The organism is Stenotrophomonas sp. PA-6-5C, from assembly GCF_021605635.1.
Lineage (GTDB): Bacteria > Pseudomonadota > Gammaproteobacteria > Xanthomonadales > Xanthomonadaceae > Stenotrophomonas > Stenotrophomonas lactitubi.
Genome location: NZ_WKEE01000012.1, coordinates 1 through 21690 on the forward strand (window position 1 = coordinate 1; position 21690 = coordinate 21690).

The window sequence follows — 21690 nt, forward strand, 5'->3', positions numbered from 1 at the left end:
GGCCTGGGCGGGGCCTGCGCCGACAGGCGTGTCGGCCTGGGGCGCACCGCCGCCGGCTTCGACCAGGTAGCCGATGAAGGCTTCTTCCAGTGTCTGCGCCCCGCGTTTTTCTACCAGATTGGCCGGCGTGTCGCTATCGAGCACCTTGCCGGCATGCATCATCGACATGCGATCGCAGCGCTCGGCCTCGTTCATGAAGTGGGTGGAGATGAAGATGGTGACCTTGTCGCGACGCGACAGCTCGACCAGCAGCCGCCAGAAGGCATCGCGCGCGACCGGGTCCACGCCAGAAGTCGGCTCGTCAAGAATCAGCAACTCCGGCTTATGCACCATCGCCACGGCGAGCGACAGCCGCTGGCGCATGCCCAGCGGCATGCTCTCGGGCAGGCTGTCCTGCACCTCGCCCAGCCCGAAGCGCTGCTCCATCTCGGCCACCCGCGCGTCGATGTCCTCCTCGGGCACCTGGAACAGCCGGGCGTGCAGTGCCAGATTCTGCCGGACGGTCAACTCGCCATACAGCGAGAAGGCCTGGGACATGTAGCCGACCCGCCGACGGGTTGCGATGTCCCGCGGATCGATCTCGTGGCCGAACAGCCAGGCCCGGCCCTCGCTCGCCTCCAGCAGCCCGGTGAGCATCTTCATGGTGGTGCTCTTGCCGCAGCCATTGGAGCCGAGGAAGCCGAAGATCTCGCCGCGGCGAATGCGGAAGGAGACGTGGTCCACCGCGACGAAGTCGCCGAAGCGCATCGTCAGCCCATCGGCTTCGATGGCGATGTCGTCTTCCGAGGCTTGCAGCGGCGGGATCACCACCGGCTGGTGGCCACGCTTCTTGTCTTCGGGCAGCAACGCGATGAATGCGGCCTCCAGCGAATCGCTGCTGGTACGCGACAGCAGTTGCGCGGGCGTGCCGGTCGCCAGTACCTGGCCATCGTCCATGGCGACCAGCCAGTCGAAGCGCTGCGCCTCGTCCATGTAGGCCGTGGCGACGATCACGCTCATCGCGGGGCGATCGGTGCGAATGCGCGCGATCAGGTCCCAGAACTGCGCACGGGCCAGCGGATCGACGCCCGTGGTGGGCTCGTCCAGGATCAGGAGGTCCGGGTCATGGATCAGTGCGCAGCACAGGCCGAGCTTTTGCTTCATGCCGCCGGAGAGCTTGCCGGCCGGGCGCGCCAGGAACTTGTGCAGGCCGGTGGCTGCAGTGAGATCGTCGATGCGCCGGCGCCGCTCGGCCGCGTCGTGGCCGAACAGGCGCGCGAAGAACTGCAGGTTCTCTTCCACCGACAGTGTCGGATAGAGGTTCTTGCCCAGCCCTTGCGGCATATAGGCGATGCGCGGGCAGACCGCGTTGCGGTGGCGCCGGCTCGCCATGTCGCCACCCAGCACCTGCACGTGTCCGCCCTGCACTGCGCGGGCGCCCGCCACCAGCGACAGCAGGCTCGACTTGCCGACGCCATCGGGGCCGATCAAGCCCACCATGCGCCCCGCTGGGACGTCCAGCGTGATGCCGGCCAGCGCCCGGATCTTGCCGTAGTGCAGTTCCACCTGCTCAAGGCGGACGACGTCCGTGCTTGTGACCAGCGCCGATTGCGTCATGGCTGGACCTTCAGGGCGAGTCGGGCTGGCCACTCCTGCGAGTCATCGAGCCGCACCCAGGCCTCACCGGGCAAGCCAGTCTTCACGTACTCCAGGTGCTTGCGCAGCAACTCGCGGTCGATGTGTGCGCGCACGCGGAACATCAGCTTTTGGCGCTCGCTGGCGGTCTCCACCGTCTTGGGCGTGAACTGGGCAGCGCTGGCGATGAAGGAGACCTTGGCCGGAATCACGTAGTCCGGCGCCGCGTCCAGCACGATGCGCACCTCCGAGCCCAACGCCAGCCGTCCCGCCGCTTCAGTGGGCAGGAAGAAGGTCATGTAAACGTCCGACAGGTCGATCATGTTCATCACCCGGCCGCCGGCACCCAGCACCTCGCCCGGCTGCGCCACACGAAACTGCACCCGGCCGTCGCGCGGCGCCTTGAGCTGGCTGTCGTCGATCTCGGACTGGATGCGCTCCAGCGTGGCGTCCGTTGCGGCGACCTGGGACTGTGCGCTGGTCACTTGTGTTCGCGCGGCCGTGATGGCGGCATCGGCGGAGGCCACGCGCGCCCGGGCCGCAGCGACGGCGGCATCGGCGCTGAGCGCGCGGGCGCTGTCATCGTCGAGCGTCTGCGTGGAGGTGGCGCCTTCCTTGACGAGCGTCTCGGAACGGACGAGCCGCCGCCTGGCGGCATTGAGCTCGGCTTCGGTCTGGCGCATCTGGGCCACCAGCGCAGTCTTGTCGCTCTCGCGCATCGCCACCTGGGCCTGGGCGCTGGCCACGGCGTTGATCGCCTGTTGGCGCTGCGCCTGCGCTTCGCGCAACTGCGCCTCCAGGGTCTGCACCTGCATGGTGGCCAGTGTCTGGCCCGCCTTCACGAAGGCACCCTCGTCGACCAGGATGTCGCTCACCCTGCCTGCCAGCTTGGTGGCGATATCGACCTCGGTGGCCTCGATGCGTCCGTTGCCGCCGATGACGGAGCCGTCGTCTTGCCCGAGGGCAAAGTGTTGCCACGCGTACCAGCCAGCGGCGGCCAACGCGATCGCCACAACGGGGAGAATCAGTTTTTTGTTCAGAGATAGGGCCATGGTCATCAACGCGAATAAGGGGCGGTAGGAAGGGGCTGCGTGGACGACAGCGGCGCATCGCCGGAATCCTGCGTTCCACCGCCCAATGCGGCGTACAGCGCAATGCGGCTCGATAGCAATGCGCGACGTGTCTGAACCAGTTGCTGCTGGGATGAGATCAGGTTGCGCTCGGCATCCAGCACGTCGAGAAACGGAGACGCGCCGTTGTCGTAGCTCAGGCGGGACAGCCGCGCGCGCTCGATCTGCGTTTGGACGGCGCGCTGCTGGATACCGACCTGGCGTTCGAGCCAATGCTGCGCCGACAGCGCATCGGCCACGTCGCGAAAGGCGTTCTGCACCGTCTGCTCGTACTGCACCACGGCCAGGTTCTTGCGCACCTCGGCCAGCTCCAGGTTCGAGCGATTGCGTCCTGCATCGAAGATCGGCAGCGACAGGCTGGGCGCGAAACTCCAAGCGCGGTTGGCGCCTCGGAACAGCTGGTCCAGCTCCGTACTGGCGGCGCCGCCAAAGGCGGTGAGGCTGATGCGCGGGAAGAACGCCGCGCGTGCCGCACCGATGTTGGCATTGGCGCCCCGCAATTGGTGCTCTGCGGCAACGACGTCGGGCCTGCTGTACAGCAGGTCCGAAGGCAGGCCCGGTGACACCGGAGCCAGGATGTCCGCGTCGACTGCAGTGGCATCGTCCATCGGAATCGCGGCATCCGACAGATCGCCCACCAGGATGCTCAGGGCCAATCTTTGCGCGTCACGCTCCTGCTGCACCTGCACGACCAGGGACTCGGCCTGGGTCAGCAGGGTCTGCACCTGCGTCAGTTCAAGACGGGAAGCAGAGCCCACCTCCAGGCGCCGGGTGAAGATGCGCAGCGACTCGCGCTGGCTGGTTTCGCTTGCCTGTGCCAGCCGCAATCGCTCCTGCAATTCGCGCAGGCCCAAGTAGGCATCGGCCACCTCGGCGACGAGCGAGACGCTCACCGCACGACGGGCCGCGTCGGTGGCCAGGAAGCTCTGCAGCGCCGCTTCATTGAGGCTCGCGATGCGCCCCCAGAGGTCGATCTCCCAACTGCTCAGGCCCAGCCCGGCCTGGTACTGGCTGGCGGTGGCCGCTCGGCCGCTCAGGCTCAGGTCGGCCGGCGTGCGCGCCCGCGTGGCGTCCAGGCCCACGCCGATGGTAGGCAGCCGGTCGGCGCGCTGCACTCCGTAGGCGGCCTGTGCCTCCCTGACCCGCAGCACCGCAGTGCGCATGTCCGGGTTGTTCGCGAGCGCCTGCGCGATCAGCTGCGCCAGCACGGGGTCGGTGAAGTAGTCACGCCAGGCCAGGGTCGCGGCTGCGGTAGAACCCTGCGCCCCGGATGGCGTGCCGTGCGCGTACGCCGCGGGCATCGCCACGGCCGGCTTGTCGAGCGCAGGTGCCATCGAGGCGCAGCCGCTCATCAACAGGGCGGCGGCGCAGACGGCCAGTCTTAACGAATGGCTGTGCATGTGAGATCGAGTCCATCGAACAAAAGCAGGAGGCTGTGGCATCGACGCACAGCGCGGGCAAGACACGCTGTGGGGATTGCCCCTGAGCGTGGTGGGTGTGGACAACGGCGTCATGGCGGCGTCTGCCTGTACTGGTGCGCCAGCATCAGAGCTATGGCGCAGGACGCGACCCGTGCCTGGCGGCTGTCGGCGCGGCTGGTCAAGATCACCGGAACCTTGGCACCAAGCACGATGCCGGCACTGGCCGCCTGTCCGAGGTAGATCAATTGCTTGGCAAGCATGTTGCCGCTCTCCAAGTCGGGGACCACCAGGATGTCGGCCTGTCCTGCCACTGCCGAGACGATGCCTTTGGTTCGTGCCGCCACGGCCGAGATGGCGTTGTCGAACGCCAGCGGTCCATCCAGCACACCGCCGACGATCTGCCCTCGGTCGGCCATCTTGCACAGCGCCGCCGCGTGCAGCGTCGCGGGCATGGCCGGGTTGACAGTCTCCACCGCCGCCAGAATGGCGACCTTGGGATCGGCCACGCCGATGACGTGGGCCAGCTCGATGGCATTGCGCACGATGTCGGCTTTCTGCGCCAGGTCCGGTGCCAGATTGATCGCGGCATCGGTGACGATGAAGGGCCGGGGGTAACCAGGCGTTTGCAACACGAAACAGTGGCTGATGCGTCGCTTGGTGCGAAGCCGGCTGGCCGGTGCGAGGATGGCGGCCATCAGCTCGTCGGTGTGCAGGCTGCCCTTCATCAAGGCCTCGACCTCGCCATTGCCGGCCATCTCGACCGCGCGTTCGGCAGCTGCGTGGCTGTGCGGTACGTCGATGACCTCGATGCTGGTCAGATCCAGCCCGTGTTGCTGGGCAACCACGTCCAGCTTGGCGCGCGGGGCCACCAGGACAGGCTCGATCAGTCCGGCCCGGCGTGCATCCAGCGCGGCTGACAGGCTGGCTTCGTCGCAGGGATGTACGACCGCGACACGGATGGCGTCCAGCGTCTGAACGTGAGACAGCATGCGCTGCATGCTGCCGCCCACATCCACGCTCAGCCCGATATCGATCTGATCGTCGCCGCCGGGCACATCGCTGGGTGCCACCTCCACTTCGCCGTCGGCGACCGATATGCCGTCCTGGTTGGAGCAGGCACAGTGCAGGACCATGCGACCCGTTGCCGGATGGTGCTCGGTGACGGTTACCTCGGCCCGAAGGCGATCACCCAGACGGACCGGCGCCAGAAACCGCAGGCGCTGTCCACGGCAGACCAGACGGGTGCCGGACAGGCACTCGCCGATCGCCGAGGCGATCAATCCCCCGAGCCAGGTGCCGATGCCGACCCAGGCACTGCCACGCATGGAGGCCACGGTTCGCGTGTTCCCCTCTGCGGGAACGGTGTCACTGGCAAGCGCCACACCCAACTGAAGGTTGTCCAGGGTGAGCACACGCTCGACGCGCGCGGAGTGGCCCACGGAGATGCCGTCGGTACCGCGCTGCACTCCAGGCGGCGGGGATTGTTTGCTGGGATCGTTTGTCATGGTGTCGCACTCTGGTTGGCATATGGAGCAGGAGGATCTGTCGCCGGCGCGGCACCGCGCCCTGAGCACGGATCCCCCGAAGGCTCCCGTGCAACGGGGAACGGCTGTCTGGCCGACGTCTGAACAAGATCACTCACGCGTTGTGCTCCCTGGCCCCGGAATCGCCCGCTGGTGCTCGCGAAGAATGCGTCGCACCTCCAGGATCGCCTCCGGGGTCTCTTGCACGCTGTGGGAAAACGGGATGACCAGCTCCGATTGCGCGCCGGCAAGATGTGCGCTGCGGTATGGCACGAGGCCGTCATCGGAATCGACGAGGGCCCTGTCCGGCGTGTGGTTCGCAACGATGCTGTGGTAGCGCACGCTGGCAGAAATCGGGAGCTCGGCTGCGGCGCGGATGAAGGGGTCAGAATCCCTCAGGTTGTCGACCCCGTTGGGTAAGTAGGTCGGCAAGCTGGCTGGCGTGACCTCCTTGTCACCGATGACCTGCTGCAGTCGTACCGCCCGATTGACCACTTGTGCCGGCAACGTGATGAGTCCGGAGAGGAACCGCGAGAGCCGGTTGCCCGCGAATGGGGTCCCTCTGTGGGGCGCCGCAATGAAGATCGCGCGCGTCACGCCCGGGTATGGCTCGAAGCTCAAAAAGCCCTCGACCGCGGTTCGGAATCTCTCGAACCGCTCGCCCTCCAGTTGGCGGCCCGCCTTGACCGTATCGAGCAGCACACTGCCGGAGGACGAGACCAGCAATCGGCCCAGCACTCCGCCCATGCTGTGGCCGACGACGACAATGTCGCGCGAGGCGGCGGTGGCGCCCGAAGGATCGAAATGCTGGAAGGTCGCGGTGAGCGCGCTCCGAATCGCCGCGTGGTTGTACGCAAGAGGCGCATTGGTGGGGTAGTACACCTGCCAGACCTGGTAGCGCTGGCGCAACGCTTCATCGCCCATGATGTCATTGGCGACGTTGATCCAGGCCTCGGGACTGCTGGCCAATCCGTGCAGCATGATGATGACCCGGCGGTTGGGGTCGAAGGGCTGCATCAGATAGACATGCGGGGCGTCCAGGCTGCGGCTCCTGCCCAGGACCGTGCGCAGGGCCTGCACGGAAAACCCCGAGCGCGCCAGCCACAGACCGTAGGCGGAGGTGAAGTTGGCTGCGAGCGGCACCGAGGTGCCCTGGATCTGCAGGCCGTCGTGCCGGTAGGGGTCGTATCCGACCAGGGTGACTTCGCGAGCGCGAAGCACCTGCTCCAGCGTGCTTCCCGGAAAGGCCAGGATGGCCGTGACCGGCCGATATGGTGTCTCGCTATAGGCGTGCGCCGAAGCCGCGCGGTCCTCGTCCCCAGCACCGGTCGCCACCACGAGTTCGGCCCCGAAGCCGTCACGCCGGTAGATGCTTCGGATGCCCTGGAAGGTGAGCCGCGACGCCGGGAGCAGTTCGCTTGCACGTGGTGGGGGGCCGTTCTGGTACACGCCGGACATGTCTCCACGCAGCAGCCAATCGCCCACCTGGATGCTATCTCCGACATGCTGCCGCGCGTCGCGGTACTGCTCGAACAACAGCGCGGCCGCCTGCTGCGCCGCATAGTTGTAGTAGTCGCGAACTTGCGTCTGGCGATCCTCGAACGCCCGATCCCCCGGCAGGCGTGGGGTGAAGAACAGATAGGCGTAGGCATGGCGCGCCACCTGCAGATAGGCCCCCAACAGGCCCTCGAAGCGCTGGTGGCCGGTCACGCCTTGCCGCTCCTGGCGCATGGCTTCCTGCAACCACAGCTCCGCTGCCGTGGCGAGTTGACGTTCCATGCCAATGACATCGCTGCGCGTCAGCAACTGGGCGCAGTCGCTGACATTCTCCCGGCATCGCTCTGGCGAGATCGCAAGACTCGTGAGCACGTCGCGGGCCGAGGCGCTGAGCTTGCCGGTGGTCAGCACATCCCCGCGTCGCTGGGAGATGTAGTCCTCGGGGCTGACGGTTCCCACCTTGACACCGGCGCACCCCACACACAGCGACGCCATGACGGCCAGCAGGAGGCACCTGACGGGGCGTCTTTGCCTGCCAAGTACTCTCCTACGTGTCCGGGGCTGCGTCGCCAGTGTGTTGTGTGCCACGTCGTGTCATTCCCCTGATGTCGCAGCCGCCGTCGGCTTCTCAACCTGGGGGGCGTTGCCTACCACCTTCTGGATCGTCACGTAGCGGTTGTTCAGCCGCCCTTGGCTGGCCGTCAGGTCGCGGCGCGCCTGCAGGAAGCTGCGCTGGCTGTCGAGCACCGTGATGAAGTCGGCCGTCCCGCCGTCGTAGCGCGCCTGGGCCAGTTGATAGGCGTCTGCCGCACTGCGCACCCGGGCTTGCAATTGCTGCGCTTGCTGCTGCTCCGCGTTGTAGGCGCTAAGCGCGTCATCGATCTCCTGCCACGCCTGTAGTACCGTCTGTTGGTAGCTCACGGCCGCTTCCTGCTGCTCCAGCTCGCGCAGTTGCACCACGCTCCTGCGCCGGCCACCGTCGAACAAAGGCAGGTTCAGGCTGGGCCCGACCGACCAGGCGCGGCTGCCCCAGTCGGAGAACTCGCCACTCAGGTAGGACTCGTAACCAAAGCGCGCGCCAAGCCGGATGCTGGGGTACAGGTCCGCCCGCGCCACGCCGATGCTCGCGGTCGCCCGATGCAGCCGGGCTTCGGCGGCTCGGATGTCGGGTCGGCGCAGCGCCGCTTCCGAAGGCAAACCCAGCGCGAGATCGGGAAGCGCCGTCGTGCCGTCGCTGGCAGGGGGCGCTGCCAGCGTCTCGCGCAGCGCGCCGGGGCGCTCGCCCAGCAACAACGCGATCTGGTTGGCGCTCGCGCCTTCCTGGGCCAGCAGGCCGGGCAACTGCGCCTTGATGGCCGCAAGCTCCGCGCGTTGCTGCTCCAGGTTCAGGTGGTCGATGACGCCGCCATCCACCCGGGCCTGCAGGATGCCCAACCGATCCTCCAACGCCGTGATGTCCTCGCGCGCCAGGAGGATCTGGCGCTGCGTGGTGCGCAGTTCGAAGTAGTTGCGGGCCACATCGCTGACCAGTGTCAGCCGAGCAAGGTCCAGCAGTGCCGCCTGGCGGTCCACGTCGGCATCAGCGGCCTCGATGGAGCGCCGCACGCGCCCCCACAGGTCTACTTCCCATGATGCGTCGAAGCCGGCCTGATACAGCGTGAACGGCTCGCTCAACACATTCACCAGGCTCTCGCGATCGCCGCCGATCGCGTCGATCATGCGGGTGCCGGCACCGTACTCGCTCTGGCGCTGGCGATTGGCGCTCCCGCTGACACCTACCTCCGGCCCGCGCTGGGCGGCCGTCGTGCTGCGCTGGACGCGGGCCTGCGCAAAGTGCAGCGCGGCGGTCTGCAGGTCCGGGCTGGAAACCAAGGCCCGCTGCGTCAGGTTGTCCAGCACCGGATCGTTGAAGGCCTGCCACCAGTGCGGGGGCAGGGGCTGGTCGGCAGCGCCCAACGCGCGCAGGGAATCCTCGGCGCTGCGCCAGCTCGTCCAATCGTCCGGGGCCACGGGCGTCGGTTTCACGAAATCCGGCCCGACCGCGCAGCCGGCCAATGCCGCTGCCAGGGCCACCGCCAATGCGCAGTTCGCCAGGCCGCGGCGTGTTGGATGAGGAATGTGGCGCTGCAAATCGAACATACGGGTACCCGTGATCAAGAGAGACGGTTGCGGAACAGCCACGCCGCCAGCGGCAGCGTGATGGCGGCCAGCACGAGCAAGGGGATGAACTCCAGCGCCACGTCGCCGAAGCCCGCGCCTTCGAGATAGACGCGGCGCACGATGCTCATGCCGAACCGCAGCGGATTGACATAGGTGGCAAGCTGCAGCACTTGCGGCATGTTGCGCACCGGCGTGAGCAGGCCGGACAGCAGCATCAGCGGCATGATCAGCAAGAACGTGTAGAGCATCGCCTGCTGCATGGTCAGCGACAGGGCGGAGATCGACAGTCCGACCCCGACCGCCGCGATGGTGAAGGTGATGAGCCCGAGGTACAGCAGCCACACCGACCCGTTCATCGGGATCTCGAACCAGAACCGGATGATCAGGAAGATGACGGTGGACTGGATGAGCCCGACCAGGATCGCCGGGAGCGCCTTGCCGATCAGGATCTGCATCGGCGTGAGCGGCGTGACCAGCAACTGGTCGAACGTGCCTTGCTCGCGCTCGCGGGCCACCGACAGCGCCGATAGCAGCAGGGTCTGCATCATGCTCAATGCCGCGATCAGCGCCGGCATGAGGTTCCAGCGCGATTCCAGGTTGGGGTTGTACCAGGCGCGCCGCTCGATCGTGACGCCTTGTGCGCCGCTTCCGAGCGAGGCGTTGTAGTCGGCCACGATGGAGCCGACGTAGCCGGCGGCCGAGCCCGCGGTCGACGAATTGCGCCCGTCCAGGATGATCTGCAGAGGTGCCCGCTGTCCGGCCGCCAGGCGCGTATGGAAGTCCGAAGGAATGCTGACCACCATCAGCGCCTTGCCGGCGTCGACCTGGCCGGCGATCTGCTCGGGCGAGGTCAGCGTGGCCTCGCGTTCGAACACGCCGGTGCCGTCCAGCCGCGACAGCAGTTCGACCGACGCCGCGCTGCGGCTCTGGTCCAGCACGGCATACGGAACGTACTTGAGGTCGTAAGTCGCGCCGTAGCCGAACAGCAGGGCCTGCAGCAGCGCGGGCAGGAACAGGATGGCCCGGCTGGAGGGCTCCTTGACCAGCGCCAGGATCTCTTTTTTGACCAGGGCGCCGATCTGCGCGAGGGTGGCAATAAAGGACGTCATGGCGGTCAATCCAATGTCTTGCGCAGCGTGCGCCGCGTCGCGTAGGTCAGCACCACGGCGTATGCCGAGAGGATCAGCAGGCTGCGCACGATGGTGGGCCAGTGGTCGCCCGCTAGGAACAGCGTCTTGATCAGGCCCATGAAATGCGTGGCCGGCAACAACTGGCTGATCACCTGGATCACCACCGGCACGTTGCGCAGGTCGAACACGAAGCCCGACAGCATCATGGCGGGCATGAAGCTGGTCAGCAGCGCCATCTGGCTGGCCTGGAACTGGTTGCGCGTCTTGCCCGAGATGAACAGCCCCAGCAGCAGCGACACGGCGAGATACAGCATCGACGCCAGGACGATGATCCACAGCGAGCCGCGCATCGGCACCTCGAACAGGAACCGGGCGGCCAGCAGGCACAGCGTCAGGTCGATCGCGCCGATCGCCAGATAGGGCGTGAGCTTGGCGAGCACGAGTTCGGTCGGACGCACCGGCGTGACGAACAGCGATTCCAGCGTGCCGCGCTCCCACTCCCGGGCGATCAGCAGCGAAGTCAGGAAAGCCCCCACCAGCGTGAGCACGAGCACGATGAGGCCGGGGACCAGGTACCAGGAGCTGTTGTTGGCCTCGTTGAACCAGGTGCGCTGCACCACCTCAACGCTCGCGCCCGCTGGGGCCTTGCCGCCTGCGCGGTCTCCCTGGCGCTGCGCCCAGACGCCGATTGCACCGCTCACGTAGCCCTCGACAGCCGACGCGGTGGTCGACTCCACGCCGTTGAGCACGATCTGGATTGTCGCGTCGCCGGTCGCCAGGCGACGCGAGAAGTCCATCGGAATGCGCACGATCGCGTCGATCTCGCCGGCCCGCATGCGGGCTTCGGCCTGCGTCATGCTGGTGGTCAACGTCGGAGACAGGTAGGCGGAGCCTTGCAGGCCTGCGACGACCTCGCGTGCGGTGGGTGAGCTGTCTTCGAGCACCACCGCGATCGGCGCATTCTTCACGTCGAACGACAAGCCGTAGCCGAACAGCAGGATCAGTGCGACCGGAAGCAGCAGGCCGACGGCCAGGTTGCTCTTGTCGCGCAGCATCTGGCGCACTTCCTTGCGCAGCAGTGCGGTGAACCGCCTTGCGAAGCCGGAGGTGGTCACTTGTCCCCTCCTTGCGCGTGCCTGCTTTGGGCGCGGCCCTGTTCGACGACGGCGATGAAGGCACTGTTCATGTCGCCACCCGCTTCGCCGCCGGCTTGCTCTCGCACCTCTTGCGGCGTGCCGAGTGCCAGCATCTTGCCGGCGTCCTGGATCGCGATGCGGTCGCAGTACTCCGCCTCTTCCATGAAGTGGGTCGTGATGATGACGGTGACGCCCGACTGGGCGAGCGAGGTGATGGTGCGCCAGAACGAGCGGCGCGCCAGCGGATCGATGCCGCTGGTCGGCTCGTCCAGGAACAGGATCTCCGGCTCGTGCAGCAGGCCGGCCGCCATCGCCAGGCGCTGCTTGTAGCCACCCGGCAGTACCCCGCTCACGGCAGCGGCGTCCAACCCGAACTGTTCGATGGTCGCGGCCACCCGATCACGCATGGCAGCACCGCGCAGTCCGTAGGCGCCAGCGAAGAACTCCAGGTTCTCGCGCACGGTCAGGTTGCCGTACAGCGCGAACTTCTGCGACACATAGCCGATCCGTGCGCGCGCCTGGGCGCGTGCCGTGCGCAGGTTCAGGCTGGCCACTTCCAGGTGGCCGCTGGTGGCCGGCAGCAGACCACAAAGCATGCGGAACGTGGTGGTTTTGCCCGCGCCGTTCGGGCCGAGCAGCCCGAAGATCTCCCCGCGCGCAACCTCGAAGGATGTGCTGGCGACCGCGGTGAAATCGCCAAATTTGCGCACCAGGTCGCGCACGACGATCACCGGCTTGTCGTCGCTGCGCGCCGGCGCGACCTGCGGCGACGGCGCGGGCGCCTCGGCAGGGGCCTCCTTGTCCGCACCCTCGGCCTGCTGCTGGCGCAGCATCATCATGAACGCGTCTTCCAGGTCCTCGCTGCGCGGCCGGTGATCCAGGTCGCCGAGCAACGCATCGACGGCATCCGCCTGCGCCTCGGGCTGGCGAATGAACCACACCTCGCCGGCCTTGGGCACGGCGTCAATGATCAGCGCATCCTCATCGATCAGCCGCGCCTGCAGATCGCGCGCGGGCGTACCGGGTCGCGGTGTGGCGACGAAGGTGAGGCCGCGTGCGCGGCTGCGCAGCGCGTGCGGCGCCCCTTCGGCCAGCAACCGGCCCTCGTGCATCACGAACACCTGCGCGCAGCGCTCGGCTTCATCCATGTAGGCCGTGCTGACGATCACGCTGAGGTTCTCGTCCTCGACCAACTGCTGCACGATCTTCCACAGGTCGCGGCGCGACAGCGGATCGACGCCCACGCTGGGCTCGTCCAGCAGCAGCAAGTCCGGCGAGCGCACCAGCGTGCAGGCAAGACCGAGTTTTTGTTTCATGCCGCCCGACAGCTTGCCGGCCGGCCGTTCGGTGAAACGGGCCATGTCCGTCATTTCCAGCATGCGCCCGAAGCGCTCGCGGCGCACCTCCTGGGGCACCCCGTGCAGGTCGGCATACAGGTCCAGGTTCTCCTGCACGCTCAGGTCCTCGTACAGGCCGAATCGCTGCGGCATGTAGCTGATGCGGTCCTGGACCGACTGCGGATCCTTGGCGACGTCGCAACCCAGTACCTGCAACGATCCACCGTCGGGCGTGAGCAGTCCCGCCATCATGCGCATGAGCGTGGTCTTGCCGGCACCGTCCGGGCCGACCAGGGCGGTCAACTCGCCCGCCCTTATCGTCATCGACACGTCGTTTACCGCGCGCAACGGGCCGCCGCCCGGCGCATCGAAGGTCTTGCACAGGCCCTGAGCGTGGACCGGTGGGTGAACCGTTGCATTGCCCTCGTTCATCGCGCAGTGCCAGCCACCGCCAGATGGACCGTTGCCGGCTGCCCCAGCCGCAGCACGTCCTGAGGGTCGTCGACCAGCACTCGCACCTCGTAGACCAGGCTGGTGCGCAGTTCTTCGGTCTGCACCGATTTGGGCGTGAACTCGGCCACCGAGGAGATGTAGCCGATCTTGCCGGGGATAGGCTCGCCGGGGCGCCCATCGGCGACCACCTGTGCCTCCATGCCCGGCTTGACGCGGACCAGGTCGGGCTCGCCCACATAGGCGCGCACCCATTTGGGCTGGGTCAGCGCCAAGGCCAACACCGGACGTTGCGGCGTCGCCATGTCGCCGGGCTCCAGCAGCCGCGACCGCACCACCGCATCCGCGGGCACCTTCAACTCGCCCTGCGCGATCTGATGCTGAAGGAGCGCCAACTGTGCCTGCGCCGCTTTGAGCTGCGCCTGGGCGCCCGCGACTTCCTCCGCCCGGGGACCCAGTTCGGTCAGACGCAAGGCTTCGCGCTGCTCGGCGACCTTGGCCTGGGCGACCTGGTGATTACTCCTGGCGCGATCCAGGTCCTGAGCGCTGACGCCGCGCCCTTGGGTGTTGGCTGCGATGCCTTGCAGACGCTTGAGATCCTGCTCGGCTTGGGACGCATCCGCCTGCGCCGCGGTGACCCGACTGCGGGCCTGTGCGATCTCCTGGGGACGCGAGCCGGTCCGCAGCCGCAGCAGGGTCTGCTGCTGAACCTCGATCTGCGCCTGCGCCTGCTCCGCCTGCAGGGCCAGCGTGCGCGTGTCCAGCAGGCCCACAACCGCACCGGCCTTCACCCGGTCGCCTTCTTCGGCTCGCACTTCCGCCACGCGGCCACTGCCATCGAAGGCCAGCGAGATCTGGCGGATGTCCACATTGCCGTGCAGCACCAGCCCATCGTCACCGTCGCGCTGACTGAAGTGCCACGCAGCCCACGCCACGAGACCAACAGTGACGGCAGCGGCAAGGAGGATAAAAGGTTTCTTCATGTCAAAGGTCTCAGGAATCAGGATCGGACGGCAGAAGACTGCGGCGGGAGCGCCTTCATTAATTTGATTTTAGTTTTAAATTGGGTGAGAATGCAATCCATATCTGCTCTAGAGAGTCAAGGGATGAACAAGCCCGCACGCGGTCTTCGCTCGGATGGCGAAGCGACACGAGCCCGAATCCTGGAGGCCACAGGCGAACTATTCGCCACGACGGGCTACGCCGAAACCACCAACAAGGCCATCGCCGCCGAAGCGCGCGTGGATCTGGCCTCCATCAACTATCACTTCGGCAACCGCAGTGGTCTCTACCAGACCGTGCTGGCCGAGGCCCATCGGCGGCTGTTGGGAGTGAACGATCTGCGCGAACTGGTCGAGAGCGAGCTGGCGCCAACGTCGAAGCTGCGTTTTCTGATCGAGCAATTGGTCCAACGTGCGACCGAAGAGCCTCAAGCCTGGCACCTGCGAATCCTGGCCAGGGAAGTGCTGGCGCCGAGTTCACATCTGCAGGTGCTTTTTCAGAACGAAGCACTGCCGAAGATGGTGCTCGTCAAGCGCATGCTCAGTGAAATCACGAAGATCCCGGCTGAAGACCCCGCACTGACCAGGTGCCTGCTGAGTGTCGGCGCGCCTTGCCTGATGCTGCTGGTAGGTGGGCGCAGTTTTCCTGGACCTTTGCAGGAAGTGTTTCAGATGCCGCCAGCCACAGTTGTGGAACACCTTTTCCACTTCGCAATGGGGGGCATGCAGGCAATCGTCCAAGAATACGAGCAGGCGAAAAGCTGAGTCAGTCGTGAAGCTAACGCTAGGCTTAAACGGTAGTCCAACGAGGGATGACAGCGCAGGGAATTGGCATCTGCAACTAAAAAGGCGCTACAGATGGAGTTACGACACCTTCGATGCTTCGTTGCTTTGGCCGAGGAACTACACTTCACACGGGCTGCCGAGCGACTGCACATCGAGCAACCCCCCTTGTCCCGAGCGATTAAAGAACTGGAAGACGAGTTAGGAGTCGTTTTCTTCGACCGGGATAGACGGGGGACCCGCTTGACCCCAGCCGGTGCCGCCTTCCTGCAAGACATCCGTCGACTATTCATTATCCTCGAGCAGGCGCAAGACAACGCAAGGGCAATCGCGGCAGGTTTGCGAGGGAGTCTACGCATTGCTATATCTGACGGCGCTATTGATTCACGGCTGTCAGCTTTCCTAGCGCGTTGTCGCGCAGAGGAACCGGAGATCGAGATTCGCTTATGCGAAGTCCCCTTGGCCGAGCAGGTGCGAGGCCTGCGGGCCGGCGATTTTTCAATTGGCTTCGCACACGCTGCAGATGTCGGCGATGGCATCACTGCCCAAGCTATCTGGCACGACCCATTGGTAGTTGCCGTACCCGCCCGGCATGAGCTCCTCATCCACAAGGAGGTGCCGCTCGATGAACTCGGCAGCCATCCGCTCGTCTTGTGCGACCCACAGATATGTGAGGGCTACTGCCGAGAATTAGCACGGCTGCTTGGCCCTTTGGAAAATCGGCAGAACGTTGTCGAGCACGCAACCTCGTTAGACATGATGCTTACGCTGGTCGGCGCCGGTTATGGTGTCGGCTTCATGGCAGCCACCAAAATTCCGATTAGCCAACGACCGGACGTCGTGATTCGTCCCTTGGCCGTGGAGTCGGCGATCATCACAACTTATCTGCTTCGGCCCGACAGCGGCGATGTGCCGGCCTCACTGGAGCGGCTTATCGTTCGTCTACGCGAAGGTTTGGACGGATAGCTTCTCAGAAGTCAGCCTCAAACCTCGGCAGTAGGGGCCATATTGCGCTCCGTTGCAGCCATCAGTTTGGTGCCACTGATCCTGAGTGCCGCAGCAATCTTAAGTACCAAGCCTAAGGAGGGCAAATGCTCCCCCCGCTCGATCTTGCCCATGTGCGAACGCTCAATTCCGGCCAGTGCCGCCAGTTCCTCCTGAGCAACACCCTGATCCACACGAAACGCGCGTACGGCCTTCCCGAATGCCAGGGCTGGCTCGGCTTCATACCTGGTGGTGCCTGGGGGACGGCCTCGTTGAACAGTACGCTTCTGCATCAACAGAAGCGTCGAGCAGTCACGATAATTTAACCACGTTAAATTTAACTCACGGGTATCATACGGGGCTGTTTTCTTACTCAATTCTCTTCTTGGGGGCTCTTATGCACGACGCCACGCGTCGCCACCCCCGTCTCAGACTTGCCGTAGCACTGGGCGTACCCTCATCGCATCTTTCAGCGCTTCTCGCGCGACAACGCGCGGAAGAGCCAGACGTCGCCCTCTCGTTTTTTGAGGTTGCAGATGACGTTCTGCTTCAGGGACTTCGTGAAGGCCGCTACGACGCAGGGATGTCGCTTCAGGGGGCCAGCGACCCAGCCCTCAAGACGCAACCTTTGTGGGCCGAGAGCATGGCTGTCGCCGTGCCGCCGCGGTTGTATTCACAACTCGACAGGGCAAAGCTCACCATCGCCGATCTTCAGGACTACCCGATCTATCGCTGGCAGGCCGAGGATTGCCCTCTGCTGGACGAAAGACTGGCCTCCGTCATGCCACTGGACCAGGAGAACATCCTGCGGGTGACTTCATTCGAGATGCTGGCGCTATGGGTTGCAGCCGGCTACGGCGTCGGGGTATCCGCGCAATCGCGCATCGACCAAGGTCAGGGATGGGGGATCACCATGCGGCCGCTCTCTGACGGTCCCTATGAGATGGTGACGTATCTGCACCAGCCCCACGCGCAAGCCGACTCCATTTCGGAGCGGTTCGAGCGCAGAGCGCTGCAAATCACCGCGGCCGGCGCCACGTAACAGCGCCCCTATGGCCGGGGCCATTGACCCGACCATAGGATGATGATTGTGGGTCAGCCCCCCTCAAACACCACCGCGTTGTCCACCAGCTTACGGACGCTCTGCCGCACATCCTCGGGGATAGGCTGCAGGGCAACGGCCTCGGACTCCTCCTCATGGCGAGGATAGCCGCCCATAATGATCCGGATGATCACGGGCACATTGGTCGGCATAACCACATCAATGGCCGCGCGATCACCCAGGTCGGGGTGCGGCTGGGTCAGCATGCGGTATAGGTCCCACGAATCCGCGTGCGGGCACTGGTTCATGAGCGCCTGGGCCAGCCTGTGCTTGAGCGGCAGCAACTGCCAATCGGGAACCCGCTGCCCCCGGTTGCCCAGGCTGATGGACAGTAGCTTGCCCGCTTTCAACTCGCGGTTGATCTGGTCCTTGGACTTCCCGGCCAGCTTGCCGAACAGCGGGACCGGCAGATTGTTCGGCGACTCGTAGATGGCCAGCATTTCCGCGCGCTCGCGCTGGATGGCGGACACTTCCGGCTCCGGGGCATGCATAGGGGGTGGCGGCACCTGCGACAGTCGTCGGAACGTGCCTCCACCGTTGTTCGGGGTCACGACGATCGGTGTGGCCACTACTGGCGGCACACCAGGGATAGCGGGCTCGGCCACCGAGGGAACCGCGCCCACCGCTTCCTCCACTTCTGCCATCGCCGGCACCCCATCGATACGGATGGTCAGGTGCGCGCTCGCGGCTTCCAATTCGCCCTGTTCGAGCAAATCGAGGCGATCAGCCCAGTCCTGCATCATCCGGCGGCGCGGCTCCACGTACTTGGCGTGGTTGTAGGCCGAACTCACCTTGTTCGGATCTGAGTGCGAAAGCTGCGCGTCCACCCAAATCTTCGGGTACCCGATCTCGTTGAGTGCTGTCGAGATGGTGCCGCGGATACCGTGGCCGGTCAGGCGTCCTTCATACCCCATGAGCTGCACGGCCTTGTTGAGGGTGTTCTCGCTGATGCGCTTCTTGAGTTCGCTCCGATGCGACAGCAGGTATTTCTGCGCCGGCCGCATCACACCCAGGAGATAACGCACGATCTCGATGGCCTGCAGCGACAGAGGCACGATATAAGGTGGCACGTCCTGCGGCCGCTTGCCGGCCTTGCGCATTTCGTCCTGGAGCTGCTTAACGACCTGCGGCGGGATGATCCACAAGCCGCGGTCGAGATCGAATTGCTCAGGCTCGGCCAGCCGCAGCTCGCCCGTGCGCACCCCAGTCAGGAACAGCAGCCGGACGCCAAGCTGGGTCTGCCAGCCCCGGGGGTTGTAAAGCCGGAGCTTCTGAAGGAACTCGGGCAGCTCGGGTAGGTGCAGATAGGGGTTGTGGGCCACCGGGGGCTTGGGTTCGGCCACCACGTCCAGGTCCGCAGCCGGGTTGACTTCCAGCCCCTCGGCGATGACCAGGGCATAGCGGAACATCTGGTTGAACCAAGTGCGAACCTTCTCGGCGGTGGTGAACGCTTTGCGCTTCTCGATCGCCGCCACGACGCCCACGAGCTGGGGCCGGCGAATGTCGTAGATCGACATCTTCCCCAGGGTGGGCAGAACGTCCTTGTCGAAGATGCGCAGGATCTGCGAAAGCGTGCTTTGGCGGCCTTCCTTGAGTTCCTTGCGGCGATGCTCGACCCAGGCATCGAAGACATTCTTGAAGGTGTATTCGCCCGCCAGCTTGGCCGCGTGCCGGCGCTGGTCGCGTTCGATTTGGGGATCGATCCCCCTGGCGAGCAAGGCTTGAGCCTTATCCCGCTCGGCGCGAGCCTCGCGCAGGCTGAGGGCAGGATAGCCACCCAGGGACATGCGTTTCTGCTTGCCAAGCCAGTAGTATCGGAAGATCCACGACTTGCCGCCTGCGGCAGAGACCATCAGGCCCAAGCAGTCGTTGTCGGAGAGGGTGTAGCGCTTGCCGGTGGTCCGTGCCTGCCGGGCTGTCAGATCAGAGAGTGCCATTTCGAGGCTCCTAAGTTATGACTTAGGCCCTATGCTCGCCATGGTTCCCGCTCAGCCCCAGCAACTATCCGGTAACCGTCCCACCCGTATTCTTGTGCCTCAATTGGTCACTCAAAAATGGTAGCTGTGGGTGGATTTCCGTGGCGCTCGCTGGAATGAAAAAAGGGGCCGAAGCCCCTATTTTCAATGACTTACAGACGTCAGTAGAACTCTGTAGATCATAATTTGGAGCGGGAAACGAGACTCGAACTCGCGACCTCAACCTTGGCAAGGTTGCGCTCTACCAACTGAGCTATTCCCGCAGATTCTCCGACCTGCGTCGAAGGAGCGCTATTGTGTCGAAATTCCTTCACGCCGTCAACAGCTCGCCTACCCGATGCACCCGCCCACGAGACCTCGCCATGTCCGCCTGTTCTGGCTCCTTGCCGCCCTCACCTGGCTGGCGGTGATCGCCGCACTGGTCAACGCGGGCTTCACGCCGGACTACTGGATGTTGCGGCACTTCGATGGCGGAACCCTGCCCTACCCGACCAGCAGCGTTGTCGTGTTCGCGCTGTTGAGTACGGTCGAGCTGGTGATCGCTGCGCTGATCGTGCGCCCCTGGAGATTCGATCGCCTGTGGCTGCGACTGTTGATCGCCTTCGTCCTGCTGCTGGCGTGGACCTTCCCGTGGCTGGCATCGATGATGCACCAGCCACCGGTACAGGGAATGCACCTGCTGTGGTTGCTGCTTCTGGATGTGGGATTGCTGCTGGCGCTGTGCGTGGTGTCACTGGTCAGCGCGTGGCAGGCATTGGCCAGAAGGAAGCAGGCAGCCCGCGCGCTCCCATAGAGCGCACGCCGTTACTTCCGGAACTCCACCCGCACGTGCTGGCCGACACGCGCCTTTGCCGCACTCTCGAACTCCAGCACGCACTCCACCACCTTGGCCACGCCGCGCCCTGCGTCCTCCGGCAAACGCGCCGGCGCGAACACCGGGCTGATGCGGACCACACGTGCCACCGGCAGCGGTTTGCCCTCGGTGCCATCGCTATCGATCACCACCGTCGCACGCATGCCCACCTGCACCGCATCGGCATAGGCCGCGCTCAGTTCGGCTCGAACCTGCAGGGGCCGCGCCGGCAGCAGTGACATCGCCGGCTTGCCGGCCTGCACGAACGCACCCACGCCGGGCACCTGGCCGACCACGGTGCCGGCATCCGGCGCAGTCAGCGACATCTGCCGCAGCTTGAGCCTGGCGTGCTCCAGCTTGTGCTGGGCCATCTCGACCTGCGCGCCAGCCACATCGACATCGGCGCGAACGCCAGCCAGCTGCTGCTTTGCCGCGTCGGCCTGCTGGTTGGAAGAGACGCCTTCGCTGGCGCCGGTGGCAAGACGCGTGGCGTTGCGCTCCAGCTCGCGCAGCTGTGCCTGGCTGCCCTTCAGCCGGTCGGTAGCCAGCGCGAGATCGGCGTTGGCCATGCCCACTTCCTGTTCAAGCAGTGCGCCATCCAGGGAGAGCAGGACATCGCCCTTGCGGACCACCGCCCCCTCCTTCACCGGCGCGGTGCTGACGGAGCCATCCATAGATGGGACCAGTGCAATCAGCCCGCCTTCCACATCGATGATGCCGCGGGCGACGGCTACCTTGTCCGCGGTAGCGGGCGTGGTCGCCGCCGGCCGCGCGGGCGCAGGTGCATCCTTGCTGCAGGCACCCAGCAGCAGGGCCGCGCCCAAGGAGATGCTGAGGGAGAACAACGTCGGCATTCTGGTCATCGGTTGGGCTCTACGGTTTCGTTCTGGCGACGGTCATCGCGGACCGTGCCGTCTTCCATGGCGATCACCCGATCAGCATGGCGGATCAGGCGTGGATCGTGGCTTACGCACAGCACCGTGGCCTGATGTGCGCGTGCATAACGGTGCAGGATGTCGATCACGCGCTGGCCGTTCTCGGCGTCCAGTGCGCTGGTGGGCTCATCGGCAAAGATCAGCGTGGGTGACTTGGCGAAGGCCCGGGCAACCGCCACGCGCTGCTTTTCGCCGCCGGACAACTGCGCCGGACGCAAGTGGCTGCGATGCGAGAGACCGACCTCGTCCAGCGCCTGCCGCGCCAAGGGCTCGCTGTCGCGGTTGCGCATGCCGCGATAGCCCAACGGCAGTTGCACCTGCTCCAGGGCCGTCAGCGCAGGAAACAGATTGAAGCCCTGGAACACGAAACCGACATGATGCAGGCGGAAGCGCTCCACCTCGCTTCGCGTCATGTGGCTGACGTCCTGTCCCAGCGCATGCACGCGGCCACCATCCGGCGTCGACAGGCCGGACATCAGCGACAGCAACGTGCTCTTGCCGCAGCCGGACGGGCCCGACACCAGGGTCAGTTCGCCGGGATAGATGTCCAGCGACAGGCCACGCAGCACGGGAACGCGCACATCGCCGGACACGAAGCCCTTTTCCAGTGCGTCGGCACGCAGCGTCGGGGACATGATGGAGGTGTTCGTCATCGGTC

General features: G+C 65.5%; 18 protein-coding genes and 1 tRNA gene. 4 read left to right on the plus strand and 15 right to left on the minus strand.

The window, feature by feature from the left end; translation table 11 throughout:
* From GIW57_RS07210 to GIW57_RS07255, 10 genes are all read right to left on the minus strand, one after another.
* On the minus strand, positions 1 to 1596 hold a 1596-nt coding region (locus GIW57_RS07210; RefSeq protein WP_236509718.1), incomplete at its 3' end, for an ATP-binding cassette domain-containing protein.
* Positions 1593 to 2666 carry an HlyD family efflux transporter periplasmic adaptor subunit gene (locus GIW57_RS07215; RefSeq protein ID WP_034033044.1) on the minus strand — a complete coding sequence of 358 codons (1074 nt, stop codon included), beginning with the start codon at positions 2664 to 2666 and terminating at the stop codon, positions 1593 to 1595. The genes GIW57_RS07215 and GIW57_RS07210, both read right to left, overlap by 4 nt.
* Positions 2667 to 2671: 5 nt before the next feature.
* Complete coding sequence (locus GIW57_RS07220) at positions 2672 to 4144, minus strand: efflux transporter outer membrane subunit (RefSeq protein WP_034033021.1); 1473 nt, start codon at positions 4142 to 4144, stop codon at positions 2672 to 2674.
* A 110-nt stretch (positions 4145 to 4254) separates the two neighbouring features.
* Entirely contained in the window at positions 4255 to 5670 is a 1416-nt protein-coding gene (locus GIW57_RS07225; protein WP_034033023.1) for a bifunctional enoyl-CoA hydratase/phosphate acetyltransferase, read from the minus strand.
* 129 nt (positions 5671 to 5799) lie between these two features.
* Positions 5800 to 7680, minus strand: a complete 1881-nt coding sequence (locus GIW57_RS07230) for an alpha/beta fold hydrolase (protein WP_050159452.1) — start codon at positions 7678 to 7680, stop codon at positions 5800 to 5802.
* A gap of 99 nt (positions 7681 to 7779) precedes the next feature.
* Positions 7780 to 9324: an efflux transporter outer membrane subunit gene (locus GIW57_RS07235; RefSeq protein ID WP_236509720.1), complete on the minus strand. Its 1545-nt coding sequence runs from the start codon at positions 9322 to 9324 to the stop codon at positions 7780 to 7782.
* Between the two features lie 14 nt (positions 9325 to 9338).
* Positions 9339 to 10454, minus strand: coding sequence for an ABC transporter permease (locus GIW57_RS07240; protein WP_034033026.1), 1116 nt, complete (start codon positions 10452 to 10454; stop codon positions 9339 to 9341).
* A 5-nt stretch (positions 10455 to 10459) separates the two neighbouring features.
* Positions 10460 to 11590, minus strand: a complete 1131-nt coding sequence (locus GIW57_RS07245) for an ABC transporter permease (protein WP_034033027.1) — start codon at positions 11588 to 11590, stop codon at positions 10460 to 10462.
* Entirely contained in the window at positions 11587 to 13380 is a 1794-nt protein-coding gene (locus GIW57_RS07250; RefSeq protein WP_034033029.1) for an ATP-binding cassette domain-containing protein, read from the minus strand. The genes GIW57_RS07245 and GIW57_RS07250 overlap by 4 nt, the downstream gene beginning before the upstream one ends.
* On the minus strand, positions 13377 to 14282 hold the full coding sequence (locus tag GIW57_RS07255; protein WP_236509722.1) for an HlyD family efflux transporter periplasmic adaptor subunit: 906 nt from the start codon (positions 14280 to 14282) through the stop codon (positions 13377 to 13379). The genes GIW57_RS07250 and GIW57_RS07255 overlap by 4 nt, the downstream gene beginning before the upstream one ends.
* Between GIW57_RS07255 and GIW57_RS07260 the strand changes: the two genes are divergently transcribed.
* Both GIW57_RS07260 and GIW57_RS07265 read left to right on the plus strand, forming a co-directional pair.
* Positions 14274 to 15164, plus strand: a complete 891-nt coding sequence (locus GIW57_RS07260; protein ID WP_236509724.1) for a TetR/AcrR family transcriptional regulator — start codon at positions 14274 to 14276, stop codon at positions 15162 to 15164. The two genes, GIW57_RS07255 and GIW57_RS07260, sit on opposite strands and share 9 nt — an antisense overlap.
* A gap of 93 nt (positions 15165 to 15257) precedes the next feature.
* Entirely contained in the window at positions 15258 to 16148 is an 891-nt protein-coding gene (locus GIW57_RS07265) for a LysR substrate-binding domain-containing protein (protein WP_034033034.1), read from the plus strand.
* A gap of 17 nt (positions 16149 to 16165) precedes the next feature.
* Here GIW57_RS07265 and GIW57_RS07270 read toward each other — a convergent pair whose 3' ends face one another.
* Positions 16166 to 16459: a helix-turn-helix transcriptional regulator gene (locus tag GIW57_RS07270; protein WP_034033038.1), complete on the minus strand. Its 294-nt coding sequence runs from the start codon at positions 16457 to 16459 to the stop codon at positions 16166 to 16168.
* A 104-nt stretch (positions 16460 to 16563) separates the two neighbouring features.
* Here GIW57_RS07270 and GIW57_RS07275 point away from each other — a divergent pair, with 104 nt between their 5' ends.
* On the plus strand, positions 16564 to 17208 hold the full coding sequence (locus GIW57_RS07275; protein WP_034033039.1) for a substrate-binding domain-containing protein: 645 nt from the start codon (positions 16564 to 16566) through the stop codon (positions 17206 to 17208).
* 53 nt (positions 17209 to 17261) lie between these two features.
* Here GIW57_RS07275 and GIW57_RS07280 read toward each other — a convergent pair whose 3' ends face one another.
* Together GIW57_RS07280 and GIW57_RS07285 are read right to left on the minus strand one after the other, a co-directional pair.
* Positions 17262 to 19205 carry an integrase arm-type DNA-binding domain-containing protein gene (locus GIW57_RS07280; RefSeq protein ID WP_034033041.1) on the minus strand — a complete coding sequence of 648 codons (1944 nt, stop codon included), beginning with the start codon at positions 19203 to 19205 and terminating at the stop codon, positions 17262 to 17264.
* Between the two features lie 226 nt (positions 19206 to 19431).
* A tRNA-Gly gene (locus tag GIW57_RS07285) sits at positions 19432 to 19507 on the minus strand.
* Between the two features lie 74 nt (positions 19508 to 19581).
* Between GIW57_RS07285 and GIW57_RS07290 the strand changes: the two genes are divergently transcribed.
* Positions 19582 to 20037, plus strand: coding sequence for a hypothetical protein (locus GIW57_RS07290; protein ID WP_236509726.1), 456 nt, complete (start codon positions 19582 to 19584; stop codon positions 20035 to 20037).
* An 11-nt stretch (positions 20038 to 20048) separates the two neighbouring features.
* On the opposite strand, the gene GIW57_RS07295 is transcribed toward GIW57_RS07290, so the two are convergent.
* On the minus strand, positions 20049 to 20960 hold the full coding sequence (locus tag GIW57_RS07295; RefSeq protein WP_236509728.1) for an HlyD family efflux transporter periplasmic adaptor subunit: 912 nt from the start codon (positions 20958 to 20960) through the stop codon (positions 20049 to 20051).
* Positions 20957 to 21685, minus strand: a complete 729-nt coding sequence (locus tag GIW57_RS07300) for an ABC transporter ATP-binding protein (protein WP_236509730.1) — start codon at positions 21683 to 21685, stop codon at positions 20957 to 20959. The genes GIW57_RS07295 and GIW57_RS07300 overlap by 4 nt, the downstream gene beginning before the upstream one ends.
* Positions 21686 to 21690: the final 5 nt, after the last annotated feature.

Excerpts from the sequence above, each read along its gene's own strand:
- GIW57_RS07215 (WP_034033044.1), bottom strand. The coding sequence starts at position 2,666 with ATGGCCCTATCTCTGAACAAAAAACTGATTCTCCCCGTTGTGGCGATC.
- GIW57_RS07220 (WP_034033021.1), bottom strand. The coding sequence starts at position 4,144 with ATGCACAGCCATTCGTTAAGACTGGCCGTCTGCGCCGCCGCCCTGTTG.
- GIW57_RS07225 (WP_034033023.1), bottom strand. The coding sequence starts at position 5,670 with ATGACAAACGATCCCAGCAAACAATCCCCGCCGCCTGGAGTGCAGCGC.
- GIW57_RS07230 (WP_050159452.1), bottom strand. The coding sequence starts at position 7,680 with ATGGCGTCGCTGTGTGTGGGGTGCGCCGGTGTCAAGGTGGGAACCGTC.
- GIW57_RS07235 (WP_236509720.1), bottom strand. The coding sequence starts at position 9,324 with ATGTTCGATTTGCAGCGCCACATTCCTCATCCAACACGCCGCGGCCTG.
- GIW57_RS07240 (WP_034033026.1), bottom strand. The coding sequence starts at position 10,454 with ATGACGTCCTTTATTGCCACCCTCGCGCAGATCGGCGCCCTGGTCAAA.
- GIW57_RS07250 (WP_034033029.1), bottom strand. The coding sequence starts at position 13,380 with ATGAACGAGGGCAATGCAACGGTTCACCCACCGGTCCACGCTCAGGGC.
- GIW57_RS07265 (WP_034033034.1), top strand. The coding sequence starts at position 15,258 with ATGGAGTTACGACACCTTCGATGCTTCGTTGCTTTGGCCGAGGAACTA.
- GIW57_RS07270 (WP_034033038.1), bottom strand. The coding sequence starts at position 16,459 with ATGCAGAAGCGTACTGTTCAACGAGGCCGTCCCCCAGGCACCACCAGG.
- GIW57_RS07275 (WP_034033039.1), top strand. The coding sequence starts at position 16,564 with ATGCACGACGCCACGCGTCGCCACCCCCGTCTCAGACTTGCCGTAGCA.
- GIW57_RS07280 (WP_034033041.1), bottom strand. The coding sequence starts at position 19,205 with ATGGCACTCTCTGATCTGACAGCCCGGCAGGCACGGACCACCGGCAAG.
- GIW57_RS07290 (WP_236509726.1), top strand. The coding sequence starts at position 19,582 with ATGCACCCGCCCACGAGACCTCGCCATGTCCGCCTGTTCTGGCTCCTT.
- GIW57_RS07295 (WP_236509728.1), bottom strand. The coding sequence starts at position 20,960 with ATGACCAGAATGCCGACGTTGTTCTCCCTCAGCATCTCCTTGGGCGCG.
- GIW57_RS07300 (WP_236509730.1), bottom strand. The coding sequence starts at position 21,685 with ATGACGAACACCTCCATCATGTCCCCGACGCTGCGTGCCGACGCACTG.